The organism is Shouchella xiaoxiensis, from assembly GCF_016907895.1.
Lineage (GTDB): Bacteria > Bacillota > Bacilli > Bacillales > Bacillaceae_D > Shouchella > Shouchella xiaoxiensis.
On the sequence record NZ_JAFBCV010000003.1, the window covers coordinates 343,982 to 367,491 of the forward strand.

At 39.4% G+C, this 23,510-nt stretch carries 26 protein-coding genes, 1 riboswitch and 1 other annotated feature; of the genes, 21 read left to right on the plus strand and 5 right to left on the minus strand.

Annotation, left to right across the window (positions count from 1 at the left end; all coding sequences use genetic code 11):
* Nucleotides 1-9: 9 nt before the first annotated feature.
* From JOC54_RS07270 to JOC54_RS07280, 3 genes are all read right to left on the minus strand, one after another.
* On the minus strand, nucleotides 10-1,674 hold the full coding sequence (locus tag JOC54_RS07270; RefSeq protein WP_204465369.1) for an ABC1 kinase family protein: 1,665 nt from the start codon (nucleotides 1,672-1,674) through the stop codon (nucleotides 10-12).
* A gap of 36 nt (nucleotides 1,675-1,710) precedes the next feature.
* Nucleotides 1,711-2,022 carry a phasin family protein gene (locus tag JOC54_RS07275; protein ID WP_235194474.1) on the minus strand — a complete coding sequence of 104 codons (312 nt, stop codon included), beginning with the start codon at nucleotides 2,020-2,022 and terminating at the stop codon, nucleotides 1,711-1,713.
* Nucleotides 2,023-2,141: 119 nt separating this feature from the next.
* The gene (locus JOC54_RS07280) at nucleotides 2,142-2,846 is read right to left on the minus strand and encodes a DUF421 domain-containing protein (protein WP_035418417.1); all 705 of its coding nucleotides are present in this window, start codon (nucleotides 2,844-2,846) and stop codon (nucleotides 2,142-2,144) included.
* 166 nt (nucleotides 2,847-3,012) lie between these two features.
* Here JOC54_RS07280 and JOC54_RS07285 point away from each other — a divergent pair, with 166 nt between their 5' ends.
* From JOC54_RS07285 to JOC54_RS07365, 17 genes are all read left to right on the plus strand, one after another.
* The gene (locus JOC54_RS07285) at nucleotides 3,013-3,444 is read left to right on the plus strand and encodes a hypothetical protein (protein WP_204465370.1); all 432 of its coding nucleotides are present in this window, start codon (nucleotides 3,013-3,015) and stop codon (nucleotides 3,442-3,444) included.
* An 11-nt stretch (nucleotides 3,445-3,455) separates the two neighbouring features.
* Nucleotides 3,456-3,926 (plus strand): stage V sporulation protein AC, encoded by a 471-nt coding sequence (gene spoVAC, locus JOC54_RS07290; RefSeq protein WP_204465371.1) that lies wholly within the window; start codon nucleotides 3,456-3,458, stop codon nucleotides 3,924-3,926.
* 1 nt (nucleotide 3,927) lies between these two features.
* Complete coding sequence (spoVAD, locus tag JOC54_RS07295) at nucleotides 3,928-4,947, plus strand: stage V sporulation protein AD (RefSeq protein ID WP_204465372.1); 1,020 nt, start codon at nucleotides 3,928-3,930, stop codon at nucleotides 4,945-4,947.
* The gene (spoVAE, locus tag JOC54_RS07300; RefSeq protein WP_035418422.1) at nucleotides 4,944-5,294 is read left to right on the plus strand and encodes a stage V sporulation protein AE; all 351 of its coding nucleotides are present in this window, start codon (nucleotides 4,944-4,946) and stop codon (nucleotides 5,292-5,294) included. Before spoVAD ends, spoVAE begins: the two co-directional genes overlap by 4 nt.
* A gap of 126 nt (nucleotides 5,295-5,420) precedes the next feature.
* Entirely contained in the window at nucleotides 5,421-6,563 is a 1,143-nt protein-coding gene (locus tag JOC54_RS07305; RefSeq protein WP_204465374.1) for a D-alanyl-D-alanine carboxypeptidase family protein, read from the plus strand.
* Entirely contained in the window at nucleotides 6,560-7,153 is a 594-nt protein-coding gene (locus JOC54_RS07310; protein WP_035418424.1) for a nucleoside recognition domain-containing protein, read from the plus strand. The genes JOC54_RS07305 and JOC54_RS07310 overlap by 4 nt, the downstream gene beginning before the upstream one ends.
* 2 nt (nucleotides 7,154-7,155) lie before the next feature.
* Nucleotides 7,156-7,692, plus strand: coding sequence for a spore maturation protein (locus JOC54_RS07315; RefSeq protein WP_204465376.1), 537 nt, complete (start codon nucleotides 7,156-7,158; stop codon nucleotides 7,690-7,692).
* A gap of 135 nt (nucleotides 7,693-7,827) precedes the next feature.
* A complete protein-coding gene (locus JOC54_RS07320) occupies nucleotides 7,828-8,556 on the plus strand; it encodes a pseudouridine synthase (protein ID WP_204465378.1) in 729 nt (242 codons plus the stop codon).
* Between the two features lie 83 nt (nucleotides 8,557-8,639).
* Complete coding sequence (gene resA, locus JOC54_RS07325; protein ID WP_204465380.1) at nucleotides 8,640-9,167, plus strand: thiol-disulfide oxidoreductase ResA; 528 nt, start codon at nucleotides 8,640-8,642, stop codon at nucleotides 9,165-9,167.
* 21 nt (nucleotides 9,168-9,188) lie between these two features.
* The gene (gene resB / locus JOC54_RS07330) at nucleotides 9,189-10,823 is read left to right on the plus strand and encodes a cytochrome c biogenesis protein ResB (protein ID WP_204465382.1); all 1,635 of its coding nucleotides are present in this window, start codon (nucleotides 9,189-9,191) and stop codon (nucleotides 10,821-10,823) included.
* A 17-nt stretch (nucleotides 10,824-10,840) separates the two neighbouring features.
* Nucleotides 10,841-12,034 (plus strand): c-type cytochrome biogenesis protein CcsB, encoded by a 1,194-nt coding sequence (gene ccsB, locus JOC54_RS07335; RefSeq protein ID WP_204465384.1) that lies wholly within the window; start codon nucleotides 10,841-10,843, stop codon nucleotides 12,032-12,034.
* A gap of 179 nt (nucleotides 12,035-12,213) precedes the next feature.
* Nucleotides 12,214-12,930 carry a response regulator transcription factor gene (locus JOC54_RS07340; RefSeq protein ID WP_035418430.1) on the plus strand — a complete coding sequence of 239 codons (717 nt, stop codon included), beginning with the start codon at nucleotides 12,214-12,216 and terminating at the stop codon, nucleotides 12,928-12,930.
* Nucleotides 12,930-14,723 carry an ATP-binding protein gene (locus JOC54_RS07345; protein WP_204465386.1) on the plus strand — a complete coding sequence of 598 codons (1,794 nt, stop codon included), beginning with the start codon at nucleotides 12,930-12,932 and terminating at the stop codon, nucleotides 14,721-14,723. Before JOC54_RS07340 ends, JOC54_RS07345 begins: the two co-directional genes overlap by 1 nt.
* A gap of 47 nt (nucleotides 14,724-14,770) precedes the next feature.
* Nucleotides 14,771-14,900, plus strand: a riboswitch (cobalamin riboswitch).
* Nucleotides 14,901-15,030: 130 nt separating this feature from the next.
* Nucleotides 15,031-16,074, plus strand: a complete 1,044-nt coding sequence (locus JOC54_RS07350) for a FecCD family ABC transporter permease (protein ID WP_204465388.1) — start codon at nucleotides 15,031-15,033, stop codon at nucleotides 16,072-16,074.
* Between the two features lie 8 nt (nucleotides 16,075-16,082).
* Nucleotides 16,083-16,889: an ABC transporter ATP-binding protein gene (locus tag JOC54_RS07355; protein ID WP_204465390.1), complete on the plus strand. Its 807-nt coding sequence runs from the start codon at nucleotides 16,083-16,085 to the stop codon at nucleotides 16,887-16,889.
* Nucleotides 16,886-17,431: a cob(I)yrinic acid a,c-diamide adenosyltransferase gene (locus JOC54_RS07360; protein ID WP_204465392.1), complete on the plus strand. Its 546-nt coding sequence runs from the start codon at nucleotides 16,886-16,888 to the stop codon at nucleotides 17,429-17,431. The genes JOC54_RS07355 and JOC54_RS07360 overlap by 4 nt, the downstream gene beginning before the upstream one ends.
* Before the next feature lie 64 nt (nucleotides 17,432-17,495).
* On the plus strand, nucleotides 17,496-17,684 hold the full coding sequence (locus JOC54_RS07365; protein ID WP_204465394.1) for a hypothetical protein: 189 nt from the start codon (nucleotides 17,496-17,498) through the stop codon (nucleotides 17,682-17,684).
* 53 nt (nucleotides 17,685-17,737) lie between these two features.
* Here JOC54_RS07365 and serA read toward each other — a convergent pair whose 3' ends face one another.
* Together serA and JOC54_RS07375 are read right to left on the minus strand one after the other, a co-directional pair.
* Nucleotides 17,738-19,327 carry a phosphoglycerate dehydrogenase gene (gene serA / locus JOC54_RS07370; RefSeq protein WP_204465396.1) on the minus strand — a complete coding sequence of 530 codons (1,590 nt, stop codon included), beginning with the start codon at nucleotides 19,325-19,327 and terminating at the stop codon, nucleotides 17,738-17,740.
* A 56-nt stretch (nucleotides 19,328-19,383) separates the two neighbouring features.
* Nucleotides 19,384-19,592, minus strand: a binding site (T-box leader).
* Nucleotides 19,593-19,741: 149 nt separating this feature from the next.
* Nucleotides 19,742-19,993 carry a ferredoxin gene (locus tag JOC54_RS07375; RefSeq protein WP_437183520.1) on the minus strand — a complete coding sequence of 84 codons (252 nt, stop codon included), beginning with the start codon at nucleotides 19,991-19,993 and terminating at the stop codon, nucleotides 19,742-19,744.
* A 159-nt stretch (nucleotides 19,994-20,152) separates the two neighbouring features.
* On the opposite strand from JOC54_RS07375, the gene JOC54_RS07380 reads away from it, so the two are divergent.
* The 4 genes from JOC54_RS07380 to JOC54_RS07395 are packed head-to-tail and all read left to right on the plus strand — an operon-like array spanning nucleotide 20,153 to nucleotide 23,462.
* Nucleotides 20,153-21,175 (plus strand): YpbB family protein, encoded by a 1,023-nt coding sequence (locus JOC54_RS07380; RefSeq protein ID WP_204465399.1) that lies wholly within the window; start codon nucleotides 20,153-20,155, stop codon nucleotides 21,173-21,175.
* Nucleotides 21,162-22,658, plus strand: a complete 1,497-nt coding sequence (locus tag JOC54_RS07385) for a RecQ family ATP-dependent DNA helicase (protein WP_204465401.1) — start codon at nucleotides 21,162-21,164, stop codon at nucleotides 22,656-22,658. Before JOC54_RS07380 ends, JOC54_RS07385 begins: the two co-directional genes overlap by 14 nt.
* An 8-nt stretch (nucleotides 22,659-22,666) precedes the next feature.
* Nucleotides 22,667-23,251, plus strand: coding sequence for a CPBP family intramembrane glutamic endopeptidase (locus JOC54_RS07390; RefSeq protein WP_204465403.1), 585 nt, complete (start codon nucleotides 22,667-22,669; stop codon nucleotides 23,249-23,251).
* A gap of 16 nt (nucleotides 23,252-23,267) precedes the next feature.
* Nucleotides 23,268-23,462, plus strand: coding sequence for a hypothetical protein (locus JOC54_RS07395; protein WP_204465405.1), 195 nt, complete (start codon nucleotides 23,268-23,270; stop codon nucleotides 23,460-23,462).
* Nucleotides 23,463-23,510: the final 48 nt, after the last annotated feature.

Here is a 23,510-nt window from a genome sequence, read left to right on the forward strand (position 1 = left end):
TTGTTCATTCTAGAAACGTCCTGATCGAAAAATGGCCCAGATGATCCATAAAAACATAAGAGACGTTATGGTTAAACCAATTTCAATTGCTGGAATTTGGAGAAGAATGGTTGGTTCAGCAGTTAATGAACCACCAATAATGACACCAGCCATAATAATGCTAAAGGATAGAAGCACAACAGAAAAAGCCAACTTATTGCTAATGCGATCGACTTTTTTAATTAGATCTTTCATTTCTTTTATTGATACGGATACTCTCAATTTACCTTTTCGTACATCTTCTAACGTTTTACTAACATCTTTAGGTAAAAGGCGGAGTGTATGGAAGCTATCCGATACTTCATTCTGAACTTTTTTAGCAAATCGCCTTGGATCATAACGTTCTTTAATTAACATTTTTCCAAAAGGCTCAACAATATCAATGATCGCTACGTTTGGTGCCATTGTTGAAACAATTGATTCAATTGCTAGTAGTGCTTTTCCAAGCATTGTTAAATCAGGTGGAATCAAGCAATCGTGGTCATTGGCAACTGCGAATAGATCTTGAACCGCTTCTGCTATAGAAATTTCAGACATTGGCACGTTATAGTATTTTAATCGTAAATGATCAAGGTCATCTCTTAATCGATCTCGATTCACTTGTTCATGAACGATATTCATCGAAAAGAGAGCATCCATAACGCGATCTGTATGACGACTTTTTAATCCTTGAACCAGTAAAGCTAGACTGTGACGCATATCGTCTGAAAGACGACCAACCATTCCAAAATCGATTAATATAATATCGTTGTTTTTGGTCACGAATATATTTCCTGGGTGCGGATCTCCATGAAAAAAGCCGTTTACAAAAATTTGTTCAAACATACCTGTTGCGAATCGTTCAGCGACTAATTCTTGGTCAAAACCTTTTTCATATGTAGCTTCCGTAATTTTTGTTCCATCAACATAGGACATGGTTAACACTTTTATGGACGAGTATGCTGAGTAAATTACAGGTGTATACATATGGTGCGTGTTATTTGCTTGTCGTTTAATTCGCTCAGCGTATTTTGCTTCGTTTTTATAATTGATTTCTTCTTTTAATGCTGAAGCAAATTCATGGAATAAGTCAATTAGGCGAAATCGTTTTACCCAGGCAATACGTTCCTCTGCTAGTTCAAGTAAATCTTCAATTATAGCTAAATCAGTCTCAATTATATGACCAATATTAGGTCGCCTGATTTTAACAACAACCGATTCACCGGTAGGAAGTTCCGCTTGGTGGACTTGGCCAATGGAAGCTGCAGCGAGTGGTTCTGGATTAAATGAGTGAAATAATTGATCGATTGGTGCATTTAACTCTTCTTCTAATATGATCTTAGCTTCTTCGTAAGAAAAGCTGGGAACATTGTCTTGAAGCTCTTCTAACTCGGAAAGCACGTGCTGAGGAAACAAATCAGCACGTGTGCTTGCGAGTTGACCCATTTTAATAAAAGTAGGGCCGAGTTCCTCTAATAATAAGCGAATTCGCTTTGCTACTGATAAATCAGAGTCTTTTTTAGCTTTGTTTTTAGATCCTTTTTTTCGTCTATCAAGCAAACCTAAATCTCGGACAATTTGGCCAAAGCCGTAATGATAAAGAGCTGTGATAATATCTTGGTATCTAGATAGGTAACGCATTCTTTTTTTTAGCATTGGCTCTGTCCTTTCTAGCCACTCTTTATTGCTCTTTTACTGATTTTTTTCGCTAAGTGTTTTCTCTAAAATGGCTATGCGCGCTTTTAAGGCATCTACTTCAGATTTTGTCGGGACATCTTGGGAAACAAGAAATTGTTTAATTCGCTCATTGACCATACTTTCAATCTCTTTTTGCGCTTTTTGACCTTTTGCTACTAGGTCGTCAACTAATTGGTTCGACTCGGAACGTTTTACTTCCCCACGTTGCACAAGATCATTAACTGTTCTTTCAATCTGTTCTTTGCTCGCTGATGCTACTCCAACACCTAACGAGTATGCATTGTTTAATAAATCCTTCATGGCCATCTTAACATCCTCCTCTAAGGCTTTGCGCTCAGCTTAGCGTCCTCATTTACTATTGTAAACAATAATGCTAATGGAACACAATTTATATGTCATTCTTACCCTCTTTACGAGGTGCTTAATCAAAAAGTTTCACTCGGTGTGGTTGCTTCATAGGTTTGTAAAAATAATGGTTTTCCTTCGATCCATTCAGCATATAAAACGGTTCGATGTGATGAGATTCCTCTGCTACTTAATTGATTTTGTAACCATTCTTCTGTTTTTTGAATACGTTTAAGCGATTTTTTAATAACCTCGCCATCCATTATAAGCGCGAGGGGTAGTTCTTGTTCTTCTGATTGGATCATTAGGTCTTTATTTGTTGGCGAATGAAATGCTTGTTTACGTTGAATGTTGACTGAGCCATTTGTTTCTAAAATACCATATTCTACCTCGCGAATCGTGAAGACACCTTTTTCCCGTAATAAATGTTGAAGTTGATTTAAATCCAGTTTATTTTTTTTAAGTTCTTCAAACTGAATGCGGCCTTTTGCAATAACGACTGAAGGTGTTCCTTCTAATAGTCCTCTTGTAATACGAAACTTCTGCGTCAGCATTTCAATTGTATAGATAAGCGAACCCCAGATAAAAATCGCATAAAGAACATAGCGCAAGCTAATATCCTCATCGTATATGGCGTTTCCCAAAAGTTCTCCAACTACTAAAGCGGAAATAAAGTCAAACGGTGTTAATTGCGTAATCTGGTTTTTCCCTAGCACTTTTGAAAGAAGCAACAGAGCAAAAAATCCAATAATTAACTCTGTTGTTAATGAAATGTAGCTTTGCATTGTAGATCAGTCCTAATGGAAGAATAAATATAGTGCTCTATTCATTTAAGTGTTTGTTAAAACAGGGTACTTATCCGTAAAGAATATGACAATAATTTCATGTGTAGAAAACCTCAATAATACCATCCTATTTGTAACTGCAAAGATTGGAATTGGAGGTATGTATATGGTTAAACGTCTATTTGTATTGAGCATCATCTTTTTTGTGGTTACAGGGTGTACGGCACAAGAAGATGAAAAAGGGACAGCATTTAAACTACAAGAAGCAGCTGGACATGGACAGGAGGCTTCAGACAGGGCTAAAGATGAACTGATTGCCATGGATGAAGTATTAAGCGTACGAGGAATTCAGTATCACGAAGATCTGGTAATGGCTGTTCACGTGAAGCAATTGGATCGATTTCGATTAAAAGCCGTTCGCAAAGAAGCATTTAATCGAATTAAAGCACTGTATCCGGATTCTACAATTCACATCTCAACAGATAAAAAAATTTATAAAGAGCTTGAAGATGCTGAAGAACAAATAAAAGACAAGCATTTAACTGAAGACGAACTGAAGAAAAAAATAAAGGTAATTGAAAAACATCTTAAAGGATAGGAGGAAAAGGCATGTCAAAAAATAAACCAACTCCAGAGCAAAAAGAGTATCAAACATTAGCGAGTTCATATGAGAAAAAAAGACCTGTTTTAAAAAATAGCATCATTGCTTTTTTAATTGGTGGTTCAATCTGTTTCATCGGACAATGTTTACAAGTGTTCTTTTATACGTACTTTGACTTTACAGAAAAAACGGCTGGAAACCCGACAGTAGCGGTTCTTATCTTCATAGCTACGTTACTGACAGGGCTTGGCTTCTATGATCGCATCGCTCAAGTTGCTGGAGCAGGAACTGCTGTGCCTGTCACCGGTTTTGCCAATTCCATTGCATCAGCTGCCATTGAACATCGAACAGAAGGTTATGTCCTTGGTGTAGGAGGCAATATGTTTAAACTTGCTGGTTCAGTTATTGTATTCGGGACAGTAGCCGCCTTTGTTATTGCGCTTATAAAAACGATACTGCTAAAGGGTGGTGTGATCTAATATGTTAACAGGAAATCAAAGTTGGGTTTTTGAGAATAGTCCAGCGATTGTTTCTACAGGAACAGTTGGAGGACCATTCGAAGCAAATGGGGCGATTCCAGAAGCGTTTGATCTGCTGCATGATGACCTTTGGATCGGGGAGCGCTCGTACGAAAAAGCACAATCCATTTTAATAGAAGGTGCCATTACCACAGCATTGAAGAAAGCATCGGTAAAAAAAGAAGATGTTAGCTTTATGTTAGCTGGAGATTTAGTTAATCAGCTCACCCCTTCGAGTTTTGCAGGAAGATCATTGGAAATCCCTTATTTAGGCATGTTTGGAGCTTGTTCAACGTCAATGGAAGGACTCGCAATCGGGGCATTTATTATGAATGGTCACGGAGCAAAACATATTGTTTCTGTCGCATCAAGTCACAATGCAGCAACAGAAAAGCAGTTTCGTTATCCGACTGAATATGGTGGACAAAAGCCACCAACCGCACAATGGACAGTAACTGCAGCTGGTGCCTGTCTTCTTGCAAGAACCGGTGAGGGACCCTTTGTAACGGGAGCGACACTTGGAAAAATTGTCGATATGGGTATTTCCGATCCATTTAATATGGGAGCGGCCATGGCTCCAGCAGCTGCAGCTACGATTGAAACTCATTTTAAAGACTTTAATCGCGGGCCAGATGATTATGATTTAATTGTAACTGGAGATTTGGGTCAAATTGGGTTACCAATCTGTAGGGAATTACTTAAGAAAAAAGGATATGAACTCGGTCATGATGTTTTTCAAGATTGCGGATTAATGATTTATAAAGAAAGTCAGCCTGTACTGGCAGGAGCAAGTGGTCCTGGCTGTTCAGCTGTTGTCACATATGGCCATCTACTTGAAAAGATGAAAAAAGGAGAATTAAAAAGACTACTTGTTGTTGCAACGGGTGCACTTTTATCACCTCTTTCTTTTCAACAAAAAGATTCCATTCCTTGTATTGCTCATGCGGTTGTCATTGAGTCAACTAAGGGGGTATCGCAATGATTTTTTTATGGGCCTTTATTATTGGCGGGTTTATTTGTGTAATAGGGCAACTGTTAATGGATGTTGGCAAGCTTACTCCAGCTCATACAATGTCAACTCTTGTTGTCAGCGGGGCGATCTTAGCAGGGTTCGGTTTATATGAACCACTCGTTGATTTCGCAGGAGCAGGCGCTACGGTTCCTATAACAAGCTTTGGTAACTCACTCGTACAAGGGGCAATGGATGAGGCGAACCGCGTTGGTTTAATCGGTATTATCACAGGAATATTTGAAATAACAAGTGCGGGGATTTCTGCAGCAATTATTTTTGGTTTTATAGCATCCCTTGTATTTAAACCAAAAGGGTAAGAAAGGAGCCAGTTCATTCAAATGTTGAACTGGCTTTTTTCATTTGCGTTTATTCTAGAAAGCTTGTCATATCTAAAGCTTGTTCGCATAAAGTTTATATAAACCGTGCGGGAGTTGAAGGGTGCGATGAAAAGAAAATGGGTTTTAGTAGGATTAATTAGTTTTTTAATTGCGATGAGTTCACAATCTGCGTTTGCAAAAGAAGTGGTCTCCTTTCCGGTATCCGGACAGGCTGCGGTTTTAATGGAACAGGAGTCAGGTAGGGTTCTTTATGGTAAAAATGAACACCAGCCTTTAAAAATTGCCAGTATCACAAAGATCATGACAGCGATTATCGCTATAGAATCAGGCAAAATGGATGAAAACCTGGTTGTTTCCAAGAATGCGGAAGGAACGGAAGGGTCTTCATTGTATTTAGTTGCTGGAGAAAAATTACTGCTCGAAGATCTTGTTTATGGCTTAATGCTGCGAAGTGGGAACGATGCAGCAATGGCAATTGCGGAACATGTCGGGGGAAGTACAGAAGGTTTTGTTTATTTAATGAATGAAAAAGCAGAAGAGATTGGCATGACAAATAGCCTCTTTCGTAACCCGCATGGGCTAGATACGCATCCTGATCATTTATCAAGTGCGTACGATATGGCACTTCTGACTCAGTATGCGATGGAAAATGACACGTACCGAAAAATCGCCTCAACTAAAGTTCATCGTTCTCAAGGCGAGAACGTTCGCGTTTTTCATAACAAAAACAGGCTCTTGACCGAAAAATATTCCTACTCTACAGGAGGAAAAACAGGCTATACGAAGCTTGCTAAACGAACATTAGTCTCAACGGCCTCTAAAGACGGTTTAGATCTCATTACGGTGACGTTAAATGATCCAAATGATTGGGACGATCATATGAATCTCTTTAACTGGGGGTTTGATCAATTCATTTTAGAAACGCTAGCAAAAAAAGGGGAGTTAAAAAGTCGGACGGATGATTTCTATCAAGGAAAACTAATGGTTCCTTATGATTTAAAATATCCACTGTCAGCTGAAGAAAAGAATCATGTTACGCCATCGATTGAGTTAGTAGAACCGCCAAAGAATGGAGAGTTGACCGAGCAACAAGTGAAGGAGCCAGTTGGAAAACTGTCTTTTGAAATCGACAATCAAGTGATCGAGAGTACGCCACTTTACTACAAAGAGGAGGTAAAAGAAGAGCCTTCATTTTGGGATAAAATGAAGCAAATGATCTCCTTTATAGGAGGAGTGAGCCCTTCATGATTAATCTTATCTGGGCAGGTATGTTGTTAATTGGGCTTGTGTTTGCAGCAGTAAACGGGACGATGTCAGAGGTAACAGCTGGTGTGTTTGATGGCGCAAAAGAAGCAGTTGCGATTTGTATTGGCTTAATTAGTGTTTTAACGTTTTGGCTTGGATTAATGAAAGTAGCTGAAGTTGCTGGGCTTTTAAAAGGGTTAGCAAAACTCGTTCATCCCCTTGCTCGTAGGATTTTTCCAGAGGTCCCAAAAGATCATCCGGCAATGGGGTATATTTTATCGAACCTCACAGCAAATGTGTTTGGGTTAGGTAACGCGGCAACGCCAATGGGAATAAAAGCTATGGAAGAGTTAAAGCGATTAAATGGCGGAAAAGATGAAGCGAGTCGATCAATGGTGACCTTGCTAGCTTTAAATACCGCATGTTTAACCCTTGTTCCCACAACGGTTATCTCCATTCGCATGTCTTATGATTCAAGCGCACCAACAGATATTGTCAGTACGACAATTTTTGCTTCTGGGTGTGCGATGCTTGGGGCCATCTGTATAGATCGGTTCTTTTACTTCCTCAGGTCGAGAAAGGAGCGTAAGTAAAAGTGGCTGTTTTAACGATGCTTTCAGTTTGGATGATTCCTTTGTTAATTGGAATTGTCATCCTCATAGCAACTTTGAAAAAAGTACCGACTTATGAAGTGTTTGTTTCAGGAGCAAAAGAAGGGTTTGGAATGGCGACCTCCATTATTCCATACCTTGTTGGAATGCTCGTTGCTATCTACGTTTTTCGTTCATCAGGTGCTATGGAAGCACTTGTATCGAGCCTCGCTCCACTGCTTTCTTGGATAGGAATGCCAGCAGAAGTGGTGCCACTTGCGATATTAAGACCAATATCGGGCACAGGTGCTCTTGGTTTAATGACTGATTTGACGGCCGTTCATGGACCAGATTCCTATATTGGAAGGTTGGCTGCTACGCTGCAAGGCAGCACAGATACCACTTTCTATATATTAACCGTTTATTTTGGTGCTGTCGGAATTAAGAAGATGGGGGATGCATTAAAGGTCGGACTTCTTGCTGATTTAGTTGGAATTATTGCAGCCGTTGTTATTGTTGGTTTGGTGTTTGGAACAATTTAAAAGTAGAGAAAAAAAGCGTAATGAAGTCTAAATAGACTTCATTACGCTTTTTTTCTTTGGACGGTGAGGATGCTTTTCGTCTGCCTACTTGTATCAAACAAGAAAACTCGTTATGATGGCAATGAGGTGAGTAAGATGGAAAGATTGCAGAAAGTCATTGCTCAAGCAGGCGTGGCTTCACGAAGAAAAGCAGAAACGTATATTACAGCCGGTCGTGTAAAAGTAAATGGAAAAAAAGTAACGGAGTTAGGGTATAAAGTCAATCCTGAAAAAGATCGTGTTGAAGTGGATGACGTCCCTTTGTATAAAGAAGAGCCCGTGTATTATTTACTTTATAAACCAACAGGAGTTGTCTCGACATCAAATGATGAAAAAGGACGAAAAATCGTAACCGATTTTATTGAAAGCAAACAACGAATCTATCCTATCGGCCGTCTGGATTATGATACATCAGGCGTTCTTTTACTGACGAATGATGGTGATTTTGCTAACGTGTTAATGCATCCCCGTTATAAAGTTGAAAAAGAATATATTGCTAAGGTCGAAGGCATTCCTGACCGACGGGAATTAAAAAAGCTTGAAGACGGCATTTTGTTAGAAGATGGAAAAACGGCTCCAGCAAAAGTGAAGATTATGTCAGCGGATCGAAAGAAAAACACGGCAATCGTTAGGCTTATCATTCATGAAGGGAAAAACCATCAAGTAAGAAGAATGCTGGAAAAGTTAGGTCATCCAGTAATGAAATTAAAGCGTGAGCGCTATGGTTTTTTGACGCTTGGACAATTACAGCCAGGTGGACATCGTGTGCTAAAACCATTTGAAGTTAAACAATTAAAAGAGATGGCTGTCACGAAACCGTCATAAATAAGAACAAGTTTAATTTGCGATGCGCGTTATAATGAAATGGCGCGAAAACGTTCACATAGTTAAGCGAGGGGGAGCATCCGTTGAGCAAAAAACGAAGAACGATCACCCGTCTTTCCATTTTGTTAGTTATTGCGGGTGCAATCGGATATACTTTTTGGGCAAATTACAACTCAAACAATGGCGTTGTTCGAGCTGGTGATTCAGCCGTTAACTTTACACTTCAGGAATTAAACGATGAGCGCTTTGAGCTTGCACAGCAAGAAGGTAAAGGGGTATTGATTAATTTCTGGGGTACGTTTTGTGAGCCATGCGAGCGAGAAATGCCTCACATTGAAAACACGTATCAAGAGTATGAAGACAAAGTTGAAACCATTGCTATTAATGTAAACGAAGCACCATTAACAGTCGATTCATTTGTCAGACGTCATCAGCTTTCATTTCCAATAGCGATTGATCAAAGGCAAGAAGTGACAAGGGCTTACGGAATTGGTCCATTACCTGCTACTGTTTTAGTCGATGAACATGGACAAGTTCAACGGTATCATCAAGGTGAATTAACGGAAGACATGGTAAGAGAATTCTATGAAAGCATTGTACCGGAGAGTTAAAGGTTCAGAGGAGGTATTCGCATGGAGGATGCGAAAAAAGTTTGTGAGTGTGGACACATTAACAAAGAAGGAACCGAGATGTGTGCTGCTTGCGGTAAACCTTTAACAGAGCAGGCTGAAAAAGAAGGCGTTAATATGCGCTATGAAGGAGCCGCTATCCGTTCGCAAAAGAAAAAAAGAACGGTATTAGATCAAATCTGGGCATTCTTTTCTTCAGTAAAAGTTGGAATATGGATCATTGTTATCCTTTTATTTGCATCAGCAATTGGTACTTTGTTTCCTCAAGATAATCTTCGTCCAGGAGTAGAGGAAGCGTCTACGTTCTATGAAACAACCTATGGCTCACTAGGTCTCCTTTATTACAATTTAGGTTTACACGAGTTATATAGTTCCTGGTGGTACATAGCATTAATTGTTGCATTAGCTATATCTATTATCGTTGCAAGTTTTGACCGTGGTATTCCTCTATATAAAGCTCTAAAAGCGCAAAGAGTGACACGGCACAAGCACTTTATGACGCGGCAAAGGCTTGTTTCAAAAACAACATCTCTTGAACAATCGGATGTTGAAGTGGAAAAAGTAACAAAAGCTCTTAAAGCAAAGCGATATTCAATTCGGACAGAAAACGGAAATGTTTTAGCCGAGAAAAATCGGTTTGCCCGCTGGGGTCCTTATGTAAACCATGTTGGTCTTATTTTATTTTTAGCTGGTTGTTTATTGCGTTATATTCCTGGTATGTATCTTGATACTACGATGTGGGTTCGAGAAGGTGAGCGAGCGCCTATCCCACAAACGGATTCCGAATATTTATTAGAAAATCACGCTTTCTCAATTAAACTTTATGACGAAAATGATGAGCGTTTTCAGGAGGCATTCGCTACCCAAGCTGGGGCAGTACCAGAATCGTTTGAAACAGAGGCAACTCTGTACAAGCGATCGGGTATTATTGGGGATGGAGAAGTCGAAGCTGTTAAAGAAAAGACCATTTCAGTGAACGACCCACTTACATTCGATTCAATCTCCCTATATCAAACGGATTATCGAATAAATGAACTTCATGAAATGACCTTTACATTAGAAAACAAAGAAACGGCTGAAACGTATGGAGAATTAACAATTAATTTAATTGATCCTGACATTCATTATGACCTAGGTGATGGCTATTCGGTTTCAATTGTTGAGTATTATCCAAACTTCTATATTAATTCAAATGGAGAGCCGTCGACGCGAAATAGCATTCCAGAGAACCCGAGCTTCGTGTTCTCAATGGTGACGCCAGATACGCCTCAAGGCGAGACAAGTTTAATTGGAATCCAACAAAATATTGAACCGCATGGTGATAATGAATACAAAATGACGTTTGTTGGTGTTGATTTAACAAATGTGAGCATTCTTACCGTACGTAAAGATCATACAATGCCTTTACTGATTGCTGGTGGCTCTATTTTTATTATCGGTCTAGTCCAAGGTTCTTACTGGGCCCACAGACGGGTATGGATCCAAAAATCTGGTCAAGAGGTTTGGATTGCTGGTCATACAAATCGAAACTGGATGTCGTTTAGTAAGGAGATAAATGAAAGTTTATCTGAAACAAACTTGCTTTCTCCTGTTGATAAAGAAGAGGGAAAAGCGAAGCAGGACTCTAAAGGTGCTTAGAGGAACAGGGGGACAGGATGCTTAGTTTAAGTTTTAATTTATTACTTTTTGCTTTTTTTGCATATTTAACAGCTACTGTCTTCTTTGCGTTTTCATTATCAAAACAACGCAAAGAAGAAAGCTCTTCTCATACTAAATCGAGCAAGTGGGGTATCTCCTTTGTATTACTTGGTCTTGTTCTTTCACTTGGCTATTTCTTTGCAAGATGGTCTGTTTCAGGACATGCTCCAGTAAGCAATATGTTTGAGTACATGACAACGCTTGGTATTGCAATGGCGCTTGCATTTACGATCATCTATTTTATTTATCCAAGTCGTGCAGATGTCACTGGCTTGTTTACGATGCCTACAGTGATGCTTTTGATTGTCTATGCATCCACTTTTTCAACAGCGGTCGCGCCACTTGTGCCGTCGTTACAAATGCCATTGATGTTGAAGCTACATATTATTACAACAGCAATCGGCCAAGGGTTGCTAGCAATTGGGTTTGCTGCAGGTCTGGCGTTTTTAATTCGAAGTATTGATATAAAAGAGAATAGCTGGAAACCTCGTGTTTTGGAAATTATCATGTACGGTTTAATTTGTGTCGTTGCGAACGCTATTTTAACGCATGGATTTTCAGCAGCAGGTTACGAAGCACAGTTTAATTATGTCGATCAAAATGGACAAGAATCTCAAGTGCCAATGACGTACAATTTACCAGCGCTTGTTGGACCAAATGAGTGGGTTAACATAACGGAAGATAAAATGGATCCACTCATATCCATGCCTGCAATTATTGAAGCAGGTGACTTAAACACGTTAATTTGGTCGTTTGCACTTGGTCTCGTCCTTTACTGGTTGCTTCGACTCGTGATTCGAAAACGATTGACTCACTTAATTCAACCTTTATTAAAAGGGACAAGTCCATCTACGCTGGATGAATTTAGTTATCGTGCAATTGCCATTGGTTTTCCAATTTTTGCGCTAGGTGGTCTTGTATTTGCCATGATTTGGGCAGAAATTGCCTGGTCTAGATTTTGGGGCTGGGATCCTAAAGAAGTATGGGCGCTTATTACGTTTTTATTCTATGCTGCCTACCTTCACTTAAGGCTGAAGATGGAATGGCATGGCGAAAAGTCAGCTTGGTTATGTGTAATTGGTTTTGCGATCATCATGTTTAATTTAGTTATTGTTAACTTGTTTATTGTTGGTCTGCATTCTTATGCATAATTATTTGGCGGAATTGTTACAGGTTTCCTGTAGCAGTTCTGCTTTTTTGATTTTGAGAGACATTATAATTAGAAACTCATTTTTAATACATGGTACACTTATTAAGAAACCGATCTATATTTTCTAGATCGCTTGTTTATAATGATGAAGAGAATGATTGATTGAACAAGGAGGCTATTATGGATTATCAACCAACATTATTAGTAGTAGATGACGAGGATCGGATCCGTCGTCTTTTGAAAATGTATTTAGAGCGGGAAGAGTACAAGATTGAAGAAGCGAGCAATGGAGAAGAAGCATTGGAAAAAGCCTTACAGGAAGAATATGATTTAATTTTACTCGATGTGATGATGCCAGGTATGGATGGAATTGAGATGTGCCAAGAGTTACGTAAAACCAAGGCGACGCCTGTCATGATGCTAACGGCAAAAGGGGAAGAGGCTAATCGAGTTCAAGGATTTGAAGTGGGTGCAGATGATTACATTGTCAAACCGTTTAGCCCGCGAGAAGTCGTTTTACGAGTAAAAGCGTTATTAAGACGAGCTTCTGCGACAAAGTTTTTACAAACAGATACACAAACCAAAGATGTGCTTGTATTTGGTCCGTTAATGATTGATAACGATGCCCATCGTGTAAGTGTTGACAATCAAGAAATTGGCTTAACACCTAAAGAATATGAGCTGCTATTTTATTTAGCCCAATCTCCAGATAAAGTTTTCTCAAGGGAACAGTTATTAAAAGACGTCTGGAATTACGAGTTTTTTGGTGATTTACGGACAGTGGATACACATATCAAGCGTTTAAGAGAAAAGCTTAACCGTGTTTCCCCTGAAGTATCGGCAATCATTTCAACTGTTTGGGGCGTTGGCTATAAGTTTGAGGCGACGCGTGGCTAATGTTATGGCAAAGCGTAGTAGGAAAACTTTGGTTAACCATTCTTTTGCTTGTTACAGTTGTATTAACCGTGTTAATGGTCATGTTGCTTCGATTTACAGAGGACTCCAACCTGGAAGAGGCTGAAGGTCGTTTAAACAGTTATGCCAATATGGCCATTTCAATTTATGAAAGCCATTCGGATTTTGAAGGTACGTTTGACTATTTACAAACCATTAGCAATGAGTTTTCAATAAACATAATGGTTGTAGAAAATGGTGAAAAGATTTGGAGTGCAACCGATGACGCGGTTGGAGAGATGGACCCACAAGAATTGGTAAGCGGTTGGCCTACTGACGGCTTACAACAAGGAGAAAGAACAATAAAAGAGGATAGCTATCCGCTAAATGGTTCTGAGTCCGAAGAAACGGAAGTAATGATTGTTGGCGCTCCATTAGGGCAAGGTGACGATACAAGTGCCATTTTTCTCTATCAACCGTTAGCTGCTGTGGAAGAAGCCTCAGAAGAAACAAGAAGATTAATTTACCTGTCTGCAGGTATTGCATTGGTTTTAACAACAATATTCGCGTTCTTTTTGTCATCACGAATTACAGCGCCACTTCGCAAAATGCGTCAAGCTGCTTTAGAAGTAGCGCAAGGTAAGTTTCATACAAAAGTACCTATTTTAACACAGGATGAAATTGGTCAGCTTGCGATTGCTTTTAATCGGATGCGTAGAGAATTAAATCGGAATATATCTGAGTTAAATCAAGAAAAAGAGCAGCTTTCACGAATTTTAGCAAGTATGGCTGATGGTGTGTTTACACTTGATCGTAATGCCGTTGTTTTGCTTACGAATCCTCAAGCAGAGCAGTTCTTGGACATGCTATCTTATGAAGAAGGCCAAGCAAAGCAAACAGGAAACCATCTTCCCCTAGCATTACAGCCCCTATTTGAAAGAGTTGTTCATTCTGAAACAGAAGAGCTTCAGGAGCAGTCGGTGCAGGGAAGAAGCATGGCGATCTTAATGGCGCCTCTATACGAAGAAAATCATGTGCGTGGGGCAGTTGCAGTCGTTCGCGATGTTACAGAAGAAAGAAGACATGACAAATTGCGTAAAGATTTTATTGCAAATGTGTCACATGAATTACGTACACCGATTTCAATGCTACAAGGCTACAGTGAAGCCATTGTAGATGGTGTTACATCTAGTGATGAAGAACGAAAAGAAGTTGCTCAAATTATCTATGATGAATCATTGCGAATGGGACGGTTGGTTAACGAATTATTAGATTTGGCAAGAATGGAAGCAGGATTTATTGATTTAAATAAAGAGACAGTTGAAGTTGATTCCTATCTTGAAAGAATCGTTCGTAAGTTCGCAAACTATCAAAAGGAAAAGCTGTTACGAATTGAGCTAGTTGGTGCGGAACCCCAGCAAATTGCTAACTTTGATCCGGACAGAATTGAGCAAGTGTTAACCAATTTAATTCACAATGCGATTCGTCATACGGACGCTAATGGCACCGTCCAAGTAAGGTATGAAAGGGAAGCCAATTACGATGTGTTCTCCGTTATTGATACAGGTAGTGGCATTCCTGAGGAAGATCTACCATATGTGTTCGAGCGATTTTATAAAGCGGATAAAGCTAGAACGAGACAACGTGGAGGCACAGGCTTAGGATTAGCAATTGCAAAAAATATCATAGAAGCTCATACTGGTATGATCACAGTTCAAAGTAAGCTTGGTGAAGGAACAACATTCAGGTTCTTAATTCCTCGAATGAGTGTACTCTCTGACGAATCTTCACGATAAATCTTGTTTCATAGGAAACATTCACTTACATGATGGTTATAGCACAATTGAATAGAAGCTCTTACGGATGCATGAAAATGCTTAATAGGGAAAGCTAGTGAAAATCTAGCGCGGACCCGCCACTGTAATTACGTTTGTTGTAAAAGTCAGGTAACCTGCCGTAATGGAATAGAGCGTTTTTTCTTTCGAGGACTGAAGAAAAACTGTTTGACAAAAAGATTTTATTAAACAGCACACTTTATGGTCTACGTGTGCTGTTTTTCTTATGAATCCAGTGGTGTTTTGAATACGTTAGGGGAATGGAGCTATGATCGGTCAATCAAGGAGAATAAGAGGAATTCTACCATATGGCATATCCATTCTACTTGTGTTACTTATCGTTCTTTTTGCAATTCGGTATGGTAGCGTCATGATTCCTTTAGAAACGGTTGTTTTGACGCTTTTACAAGAAGGGTTTGGTGTGCCATTAGGAGTCGAGCTAGAGGCATCGCATGTTCAAATTATTCTGCATGTTCGTCTTCCACGAATAGTGTTGGCACTATTGGTTGGTGCCGCTCTTGCCTTAGCTGGTGCTGCGTTTCAAGGTTTACTTAGAAATCCGCTAGCTGATCCTTTTACATTAGGTGTTTCATCTGGTTCAGCACTAGGTGCGGTGACAGTGTTGTTTTTTCACCTTTCATTTTTAGGTACATTAACTTTGCCATTTGTATCTATTTTAAGTGGGTTTGCTACTTTGCTCTTCGTTATTGCTTTTACTAGGCTTGTCCAGCGTTCGCTGGCAAATGAAACGATTATTTTAACCGGTATCATTATAAGTTCATTTTTAGGAGCTTGGTTGTCATTATTGGTGGCATTTTCACAAGAGGATTTAAGGCAAATTATTAGTTGGCTGATGGGGAGTGTGGGCATGAGAGGTTGGTCCCATGTATGGATCATGCTTCCGTTCTTTGTCATAGGTGTCACACTTCTTCTAACAACTAGGAGAGAATTGAATGCTTTTATTTATGGAGAAGAGACTGCTCAGCAACTAGGTGTTTCTGTTACATTAAAAAAGTTTATTATCCTAGTTGGGGCCACTTGCCTAACAGGTGCTGCAGTAGCTGTATCAGGAACAATAGGTTTTGTTGGTTTAGTTGTGCCTCACATGGTGCGCTCGCTTTGGGGCGGAGATCATCGACATTTGCTCCCTCTTTCAGCGATACTCGGTGCTGGATTTTTGGTAGTAGCTGATTTAACGGCGAGAACAATTGTTTCTCCAGCTGAAGTTCCAATTGGTGTTGTAACCGCATTGGTCGGGTCGCCTTTATTTAGCTGGATGTTGTACCGACAATATCGGACGAAAAAAGGGTGAGATGATGTATGATTAAGGCAGAAAATCTTTCTGTGAAAAAAGGCGATCAATGGATCCTAAAAAATGTATCTTTTGCCGCAGAAAAAGGAGACTTTATTGGAATACTTGGCGCAAATGGCAGTGGAAAAACAACACTTTTAAAGGCATTGACAGGAACCATCAAAAGCAATAATGGCAGCGTCACAATAACTGGTGAGCGTTTAAATGAAATGTCTTTTAAAGCAAGGGCAAAGAAAATGGCTGTCCTTTCTCAAGCGAGTGATGTAACATTTCAAGCAACGGTAGTAGATACGATCATGCTAGGACGTTATGCGCATTTACGGGGTCTGTTTATGCAAGAAAGCCAGCAAGACCGGCAAATTGTCGATCAGGTAATGAAAGATACGAAAACGATTCATTTAAAAAACCGCGATTTGCTTTCTTTAAGTGGTGGGGAACGCCAGCGAGTTTGGCTTGCTCGAGCACTTGCACAAGAGCCTGATTGTTTGTTTTTGGATGAGCCAACAAATCATCTGGATTTAGCTCATCAAGTCTCTCTTCTAGATCACCTCCGCCTGTTGGTTGATGAGAAGCAAATAACCGTTATATGTATTTTACATGATGTAAATATGGCTAGCTTTTATTGCAACAAAGTGGTTCTGTTAAATGAGGGTCAGGTACAAAGGTCGGGTTTAACGCAGACAATCTTAAATGAAGCTGAGCTACAGAAATTGTATGGAACAACATTTTATAGCTGGCTGGAACCTAGCACAGCATGTAAACAATTTTCGATTAAACCTGGTTGGCTTTTAAATAATAAGGAGGGGAAGCAATGAAGATTTATACAAAGGGTGGCGACAAGGGGGAAACGAGCGTTCTTGGCGCTCGTGTAAAAAAAACGGATGTCCGCATAGACGCAATCGGTGCGATTGACGAATTGAATAGTTCACTAGGTATGAGCATTTCCATCGCAAGAACAGAAGGTCTTGATCAATTAGCTGCTGAACTTGTTGTTTTGTCGCACCAATTATTTGATTTAGGTGCGGATCTTGCAAATATAAACAACACGATCCCCTTAAAAATTGTTCCAGCTTATACCGAAGCAATTGAACATAGAATTGATGTGTATACAGAGCTCGTTGGGCCATTAACCCGCTTTATTTTACCTGGTGGAAGCCATACCGCAGGAGCTTTGCATCGCTGTCGAACAGACACAAGAAGAGCAGAGAGAATTCTTTCAAGTGTTCCAAACGTCCCGCAAGCAATTGGCCCATACATCAATCGTCTATCAGATTATTTTTTTACAGTAGCGAGGCTAGCGAATAAGGAATTAGACGTTGATGATGTTTTTTATGAAGGAAGAAAGACAGTAGAATGAATATCGTGAGTCACTTGCTCATATAGATCCCAAGTAGCGTTTGGATAAAGTCGAGGGGGATTATATGACGAGTTTGATTGACTTCATGAGACGAATTTCAATTGTTTTGTTGCTTGGCTTTGCGATCGGTATTTTGTTTTTTAGTGCGAAATTTCTTGTAACAGAAGATGTTGAGGACTACATGAGTTTAGCAACACATGACTATTCGAGTACACTTACTAAGGCGGAACTTCCTTTAACAATATATGAATAGCCAAGGAAACCCATCCCTTGCACATCGCAAATGATGGGTTTCCTTTGTTCTTTTTAAAGATCGATTACATTGGCTAGGGCAATTTCGTCAAAGGTAAGAAGTTCATCTACAACAGCTTGCTCTACATGCTTATCGACCTTGACCATCATGATGGCTTCTCCACCAATAGATTTACGACCGACCTGCATCGTTGCAATATTGACATCGTGCTTTGCTAATAGTTGGCCCATTTTTCCAATGACTCCAGGACGATCATAGTGCTGAATGTAAAGGATATGTCCTTCTGCCACAATGTCAATTGGAAAATCATTGATAGAAACGATTCGAGGACCATACTCTTTAATAAAAGTTGCTTTCATTTCAAGTTTGCGTCCCTCGCCATGAACAATCGCTTGAATTAAATTAGAGTAACCGAAATTTTGCGTCAACTGCTTTTCTCCAAACGTTATTCCACGTTCTTTAGCAATTAACGATGCGTTTACATCATTGACGGGGGCGTCAACTCTTGGGTGTAAGAAACCTGATATTAAACTTCTCGTCAGTACACTAGTGTCATTTTTTGTAACCGTTCCACTGTAGTATACATCAATTTCTTGTACTGGGAGTCTCATTAATTGTGACAGCAATGAACCCATTGTTTTTGCTAAGTCATAATGAGGTTTGATTTTTTCGTATACTTCTTTCGAGAGTGAAGGAAGATTAATTGAATTTCTGGCAGGCTCACCATTTAAAAACTGCAACACTTCTTCAGAAACTTGCGCAGCTACGTTTAATTGTGCTTCTTTCGTAGATGCTGCGATATGTGGAGTAGCAATCACATGAGGGTGATCAACTAGCGCGCGATCCGTAGCAGGTTCTTCGCTGAATACATCCAGTGCAGCTCCGGCAACATGACCATTGTTAAGAAAATGCTTTAATGCATCTTCATCAATAATTCCCCCACGTGCACAATTGATAAGGTAAACACCTGGCTTTGTTAATGGGATGGAATCGATATTTAGTAAACCTTTTGTTTCTTTCGTTAAAGGGGTATGAACCGTTATAATATCTGATTGTTGGAGAACTTCTTCTAAGTCTCCTTGATCAATTCCTAATTTTTCAGCACGGGTAGTCGTTAAAAAAGGATCATAGACAAGTACATTCATTTCAAAGGCTTTTGCTCGTTGTGCTAATTGAGTTCCAATTCGCCCAAACCCAACGATCCCTAATGTTTTCCCAAATAATTCTACACCTTGATAAGCTTTGCGATCCCATTCACCTAATTTTACTGAAGCATTCGCTTGGGGAATCTTACGGACCAACGAACTAATCATTGCGAAGGTATGTTCAGCTGTTGAAATCGTATTACCGTCTGGCGCATTGATCACAACCACACCGTGTTTGGTAGCGGCATTTAGATCAACATTATCAATACCAACACCTGCTCGGGCAACGATTTTTAATCGAGTCATCTGCTCAAGCACCTTTTTTGTTACGGTCGTGGCACTACGGATAATTAAGGCGTCATAAATCGATAAATCACCCGCATTTTCAAGAGTTGCCTTTGTTACATGTACGGTTTCAGAATTGAGTAACGGTCGAAGTCCTTCTTCGCTCATTTGATCAGCGACCAACACATTAAATCGTTCTCTTGTCAATTTCATCACCACTCCATTATTTAATCTATTTATAAAAAAAAGCCCCTCACAGCTAAATAGCCGTGAGGGGCGAGTTACTCGCGGTACCACCCTCGTTTAAATGCATGTTATGCAAATCACTTGTATTTATAACGGAAATAAACCGGATCACATCTACTCGTTTCAATGTGTCTGCTTAGAAGGGCTATCAAAGAAGGCCTCACTGATTTGCACCAACCATCAGCTCTCTGTATCAGCCACGCTCTTTTCATGTCTTCCTCAACGCATCTCTATTCATTGATTTGTTAGATAATTTATCATAAGGTAAGGATGGAAGTCAATAGCTAAAGTTCGTATTTAAAGAAAAAAATAGAACATCTTATTAATGAAATCAATAAAAAAATATTGAGATCCAGCCTATTTATGCTTTTATATATACATTTATTCGTATTTTAATGGATCGCCATTAAAAGGCTCATCTGCATATTTAATTGAATCAGTTGGACATCCGTTTTTTGCATCAATCACATCATCAATAAACAGTTGTGGAATTTCGATGACTCCTTGATTGTTATCGAGATAGACAAAAGCAAGGCCTTCATCATTGTAATCATACACATCTGGTGCAACGGCACCGCAGGCACCACAAGCTATGCAAGTATCTATATCAACTATGGTGTAACATCGTTTCATCATTTGCTCCTATTAATTAGTCCGACCTATATCAATGGGATAATTGTAGACCTTGCAATTAAATATAGCAATGGAAAGGGACAAAAAAAAAGATGTTTGATACAATATTTTTAATGAAAGGAGTGACGTGTTCTGCATTTAGAATTACTCTTGCTTACGATGTATCGTCTAAAAGGGGAACGATCAATTTCTGGTGCCTACCATCTCTTACATGGAAAACGATCGGCACAAACAGTACAGGATGCTGCTCTTTTTCAAGTACAGCCTTTATTTGGCATATGTAAAGAAATGACAGGGCCAACATTAAATCAACTGACGCAAACCATACAGGCAAGTGCTTATGTGAAAGAAGATGAGGGCACTTTTCAATTTACTGAATCGGGTCTTGCTTATCTCAAGCAATGGCTTCATACACATGACTACATCAAAAAAATTAATGGATGGAAATATGCATTAGTTGCCCCTTTATTTTGGCAGCGTATCGCATTACTTGTTCAAACCCTTGCTAATTTACATGCAAATGAACGATTTATTCCTGTCATAAATGATTCACATATACAACAATCTATCAAACAAATGCTGCCTCATCACAGAAATGAGCGAAGAGCATTGCAAATACAGTTATATAAGGAAGTAAAAGATTTGCTAGGTCAACAAGATCCTCTGCATGCATCAATGTTCGTCAGGCAATTATCACGACCGCAGCGATTCGGCTTGTCAAAACCACAGCTAGCGTATGAATACGACATGTCGCTTGAACAAGTGCAACTACGACATACGAGTACATTGCATCACATGCTGACAATTGCTTCATTAAGCGAGGGATATCCACTCATTAAACAGTTAGCAAAACAAGAACAACATGTTGAAGGAACGGTTTCTGCCCAAAAAACAGCTGCGCTGTTGCCACATTTTCAAACTGTTGAACAGTTAGCTCAAAAAAGATCTTTAAAGCAATCAACCATTGAAGATCATCTTGTTGAGCTGGCCTTACTTAATTCTATGTTTCGAATTGAACCGTATGTATCAGATGAAGTGAGGGTTGCAATTGAAACGATACATGAACAGGAAAAAACATTGAAACTAAAAGTTATTCACGATAAATTAGTAGGAAAAGCTAGTTATTTTGAAATTCGACTTGTATTAGCAAGAAAGGGACTTCAATCAAATGTTAGAACATGATCTGTATCGGCTGTTTGGTTTTCGATCATTTAAAGCGGGACAAAAAGAAATTATTCAAACCTTACTCGATCAAAATGATGTGTTTGCGATGCTTCCAACAGGAAGAGGCAAGTCACTCTGTTATCAATTACCGGCTCTACTGACCGAGGGTTTAACCATCGTGATTTCCCCACTATTATCACTTATGGAAGACCAAGTTCAACAATTGAAGCGTCAAGGAATTAAGCAAGTTGCTTCTCTGAATAGTTTTTCTACTTGGGATGAAAGACGAGAACTTTTGGATCAATTACACATGTATAAAATCCTCTACACCTCACCAGAAATGCTCCAATCTAAAGAATTACTTAATAGGCTTATACCAATAAGAATTGCTTACTTAGTTGTTGACGAAGCTCATTGTGTTTCATACTGGGGACATGATTTTCGAGCGGATTATTTACGAATTAAAAATGTTAAAGAGTTGCTTTCAAATCCTCCCTGCCTTGCTATAACAGCTACGGCTTCAGCCTTTGTCCGGGAAGATGTCATGACTCAATTAGCATTAACCAAGCCTGTAAGCTTTATAGAAAGCGTGAATCGCTCAAATATTTCATTATTTGTTGAAGAGGTTTCAATCGCAAAGCAAAAAGTAGAAAGACTTTGTGAAGTGTTGGAAAAAGCAAAAGTGCCGGGCTTAATTTATGTACAAACTAGAGCGCATGCAGAGTCGTTATTTCTGCAATTACGAGAGCGTATACCGATGTTGAAAAGCAGTTACTATCACGGAGGAATGCCATCTGAGGAGCGAATGCTCATTCAGCAGCAATTCATTGAAGGGCAACTAGATGTTGTTATAGCAACTAGCGCATTTGGAATGGGGTTAAATAAAAGCGATATCCGTTTTGTTGTTCACTTACATTATCCACTTGATATGGCATCATATGTTCAAGAGATTGGGCGGGCAGGGAGAGATAATGAGCAAAGTATAGCTTTAGTTCTTATTTCACCGGAGGATTACGCCTATGCACAGTTCTTTGTTCAACGAAATGAACGTTCGGAAGAAGAGTGGATTGCTGTAATGAACGAGTTAAGTAAACAAGCTGTTGATGAGCAAACCATTGTAAAGCGATTAGAAGAGCTACAGATCGAACAGGGGCGCACGTTCTTATACTTGATGGAACTGTGGGGGATTAAGTGGAACACTTTACGAGAAGAAGCGAAGATCAAGAATTTAGCAACTAAACTTTACCGTTATTTTAAAGACAGACAAGAGGAAAGATTAGAGCGCTTAAAGCCCGTTGTCACTTACATTAATCAAGCTGAAAGCTGTAGAAGAGCGACCATGCTTCGTTTTTTTGATGAAGAACCTGTTTTACAAGGTCAATGCTGTGATCGATGCGGGTTGACGCTTAATGCATTTCAAAGAGACGAAGATGCGAAACACGATAAGCGATTTGAATGGCAAGAAGAGCTGAACATCTTATTCGGTCTCACAGAAAAATGAGCTACCTAATGAGTGAGAAGAGGAATGAATTTAACGACATTTCTGACCGTGATTTATATTTAAGTATGTACTCATCACAATTTATCCTCTTAATCGCAAGTGTCGTTATTCTGGTAACGTTCAGCTCATCGCCAATACGTTTTTTATTAAGCATTGAACTCCATTGGCTTTCCGGACTTTGGCAAGGGTTGTTATTTGCCTTGAGCGCATTGCTCATCAATGCAGCCCTTTATCAGTTGCTTCCTAGAACATTTTTAGATGATGGCGGACTAAATGAACGTGTATTTAAGCATATGGGATTTGTACATATTGTTCTTTTTTGTCTCGTTGTCGCTGTTGTAGAAGAGTGGTTGTTTCGGGCAGTCTTACAGCAACTATTTGGTCTTCCTATAGCCAGTTTATTATTTGCTCTTGTTCATTTTCGTTATTTGAGAAAGCCGGTTTTATTTAGTTACGTTCTTTTCATTAGTGTGGCGCTTGGGCTTTTGTACGAACGAACGAATAATTTAGCTGCAGTAATAATTGCCCATTTTTTGAGTAATACCGTACTTGCGCTTATTATGAGGTATAAGACGGCAAAGACCAAGCCATAAGAAGGAGGCGTATGAAGTGAACGAACCATTAGGAAGTAGAAAAGAGACACATTCAAATAAAAAGGAACTTCCAGCACGTGCCAACTATCATAAAAACAAGCGAACACGAAACAAAAATCGTCGACTGCTATCGCTGCCTCAATTTTTGTTTGGACTTTTTTTCTTATTAGTGGGGACGGCTTTAGTTATGGCTGGAGTAATTCTGTTCTAATTATATAAGCAGTTGTATATCCTTCTAGTGGAGGAGGTATGCCAAGCC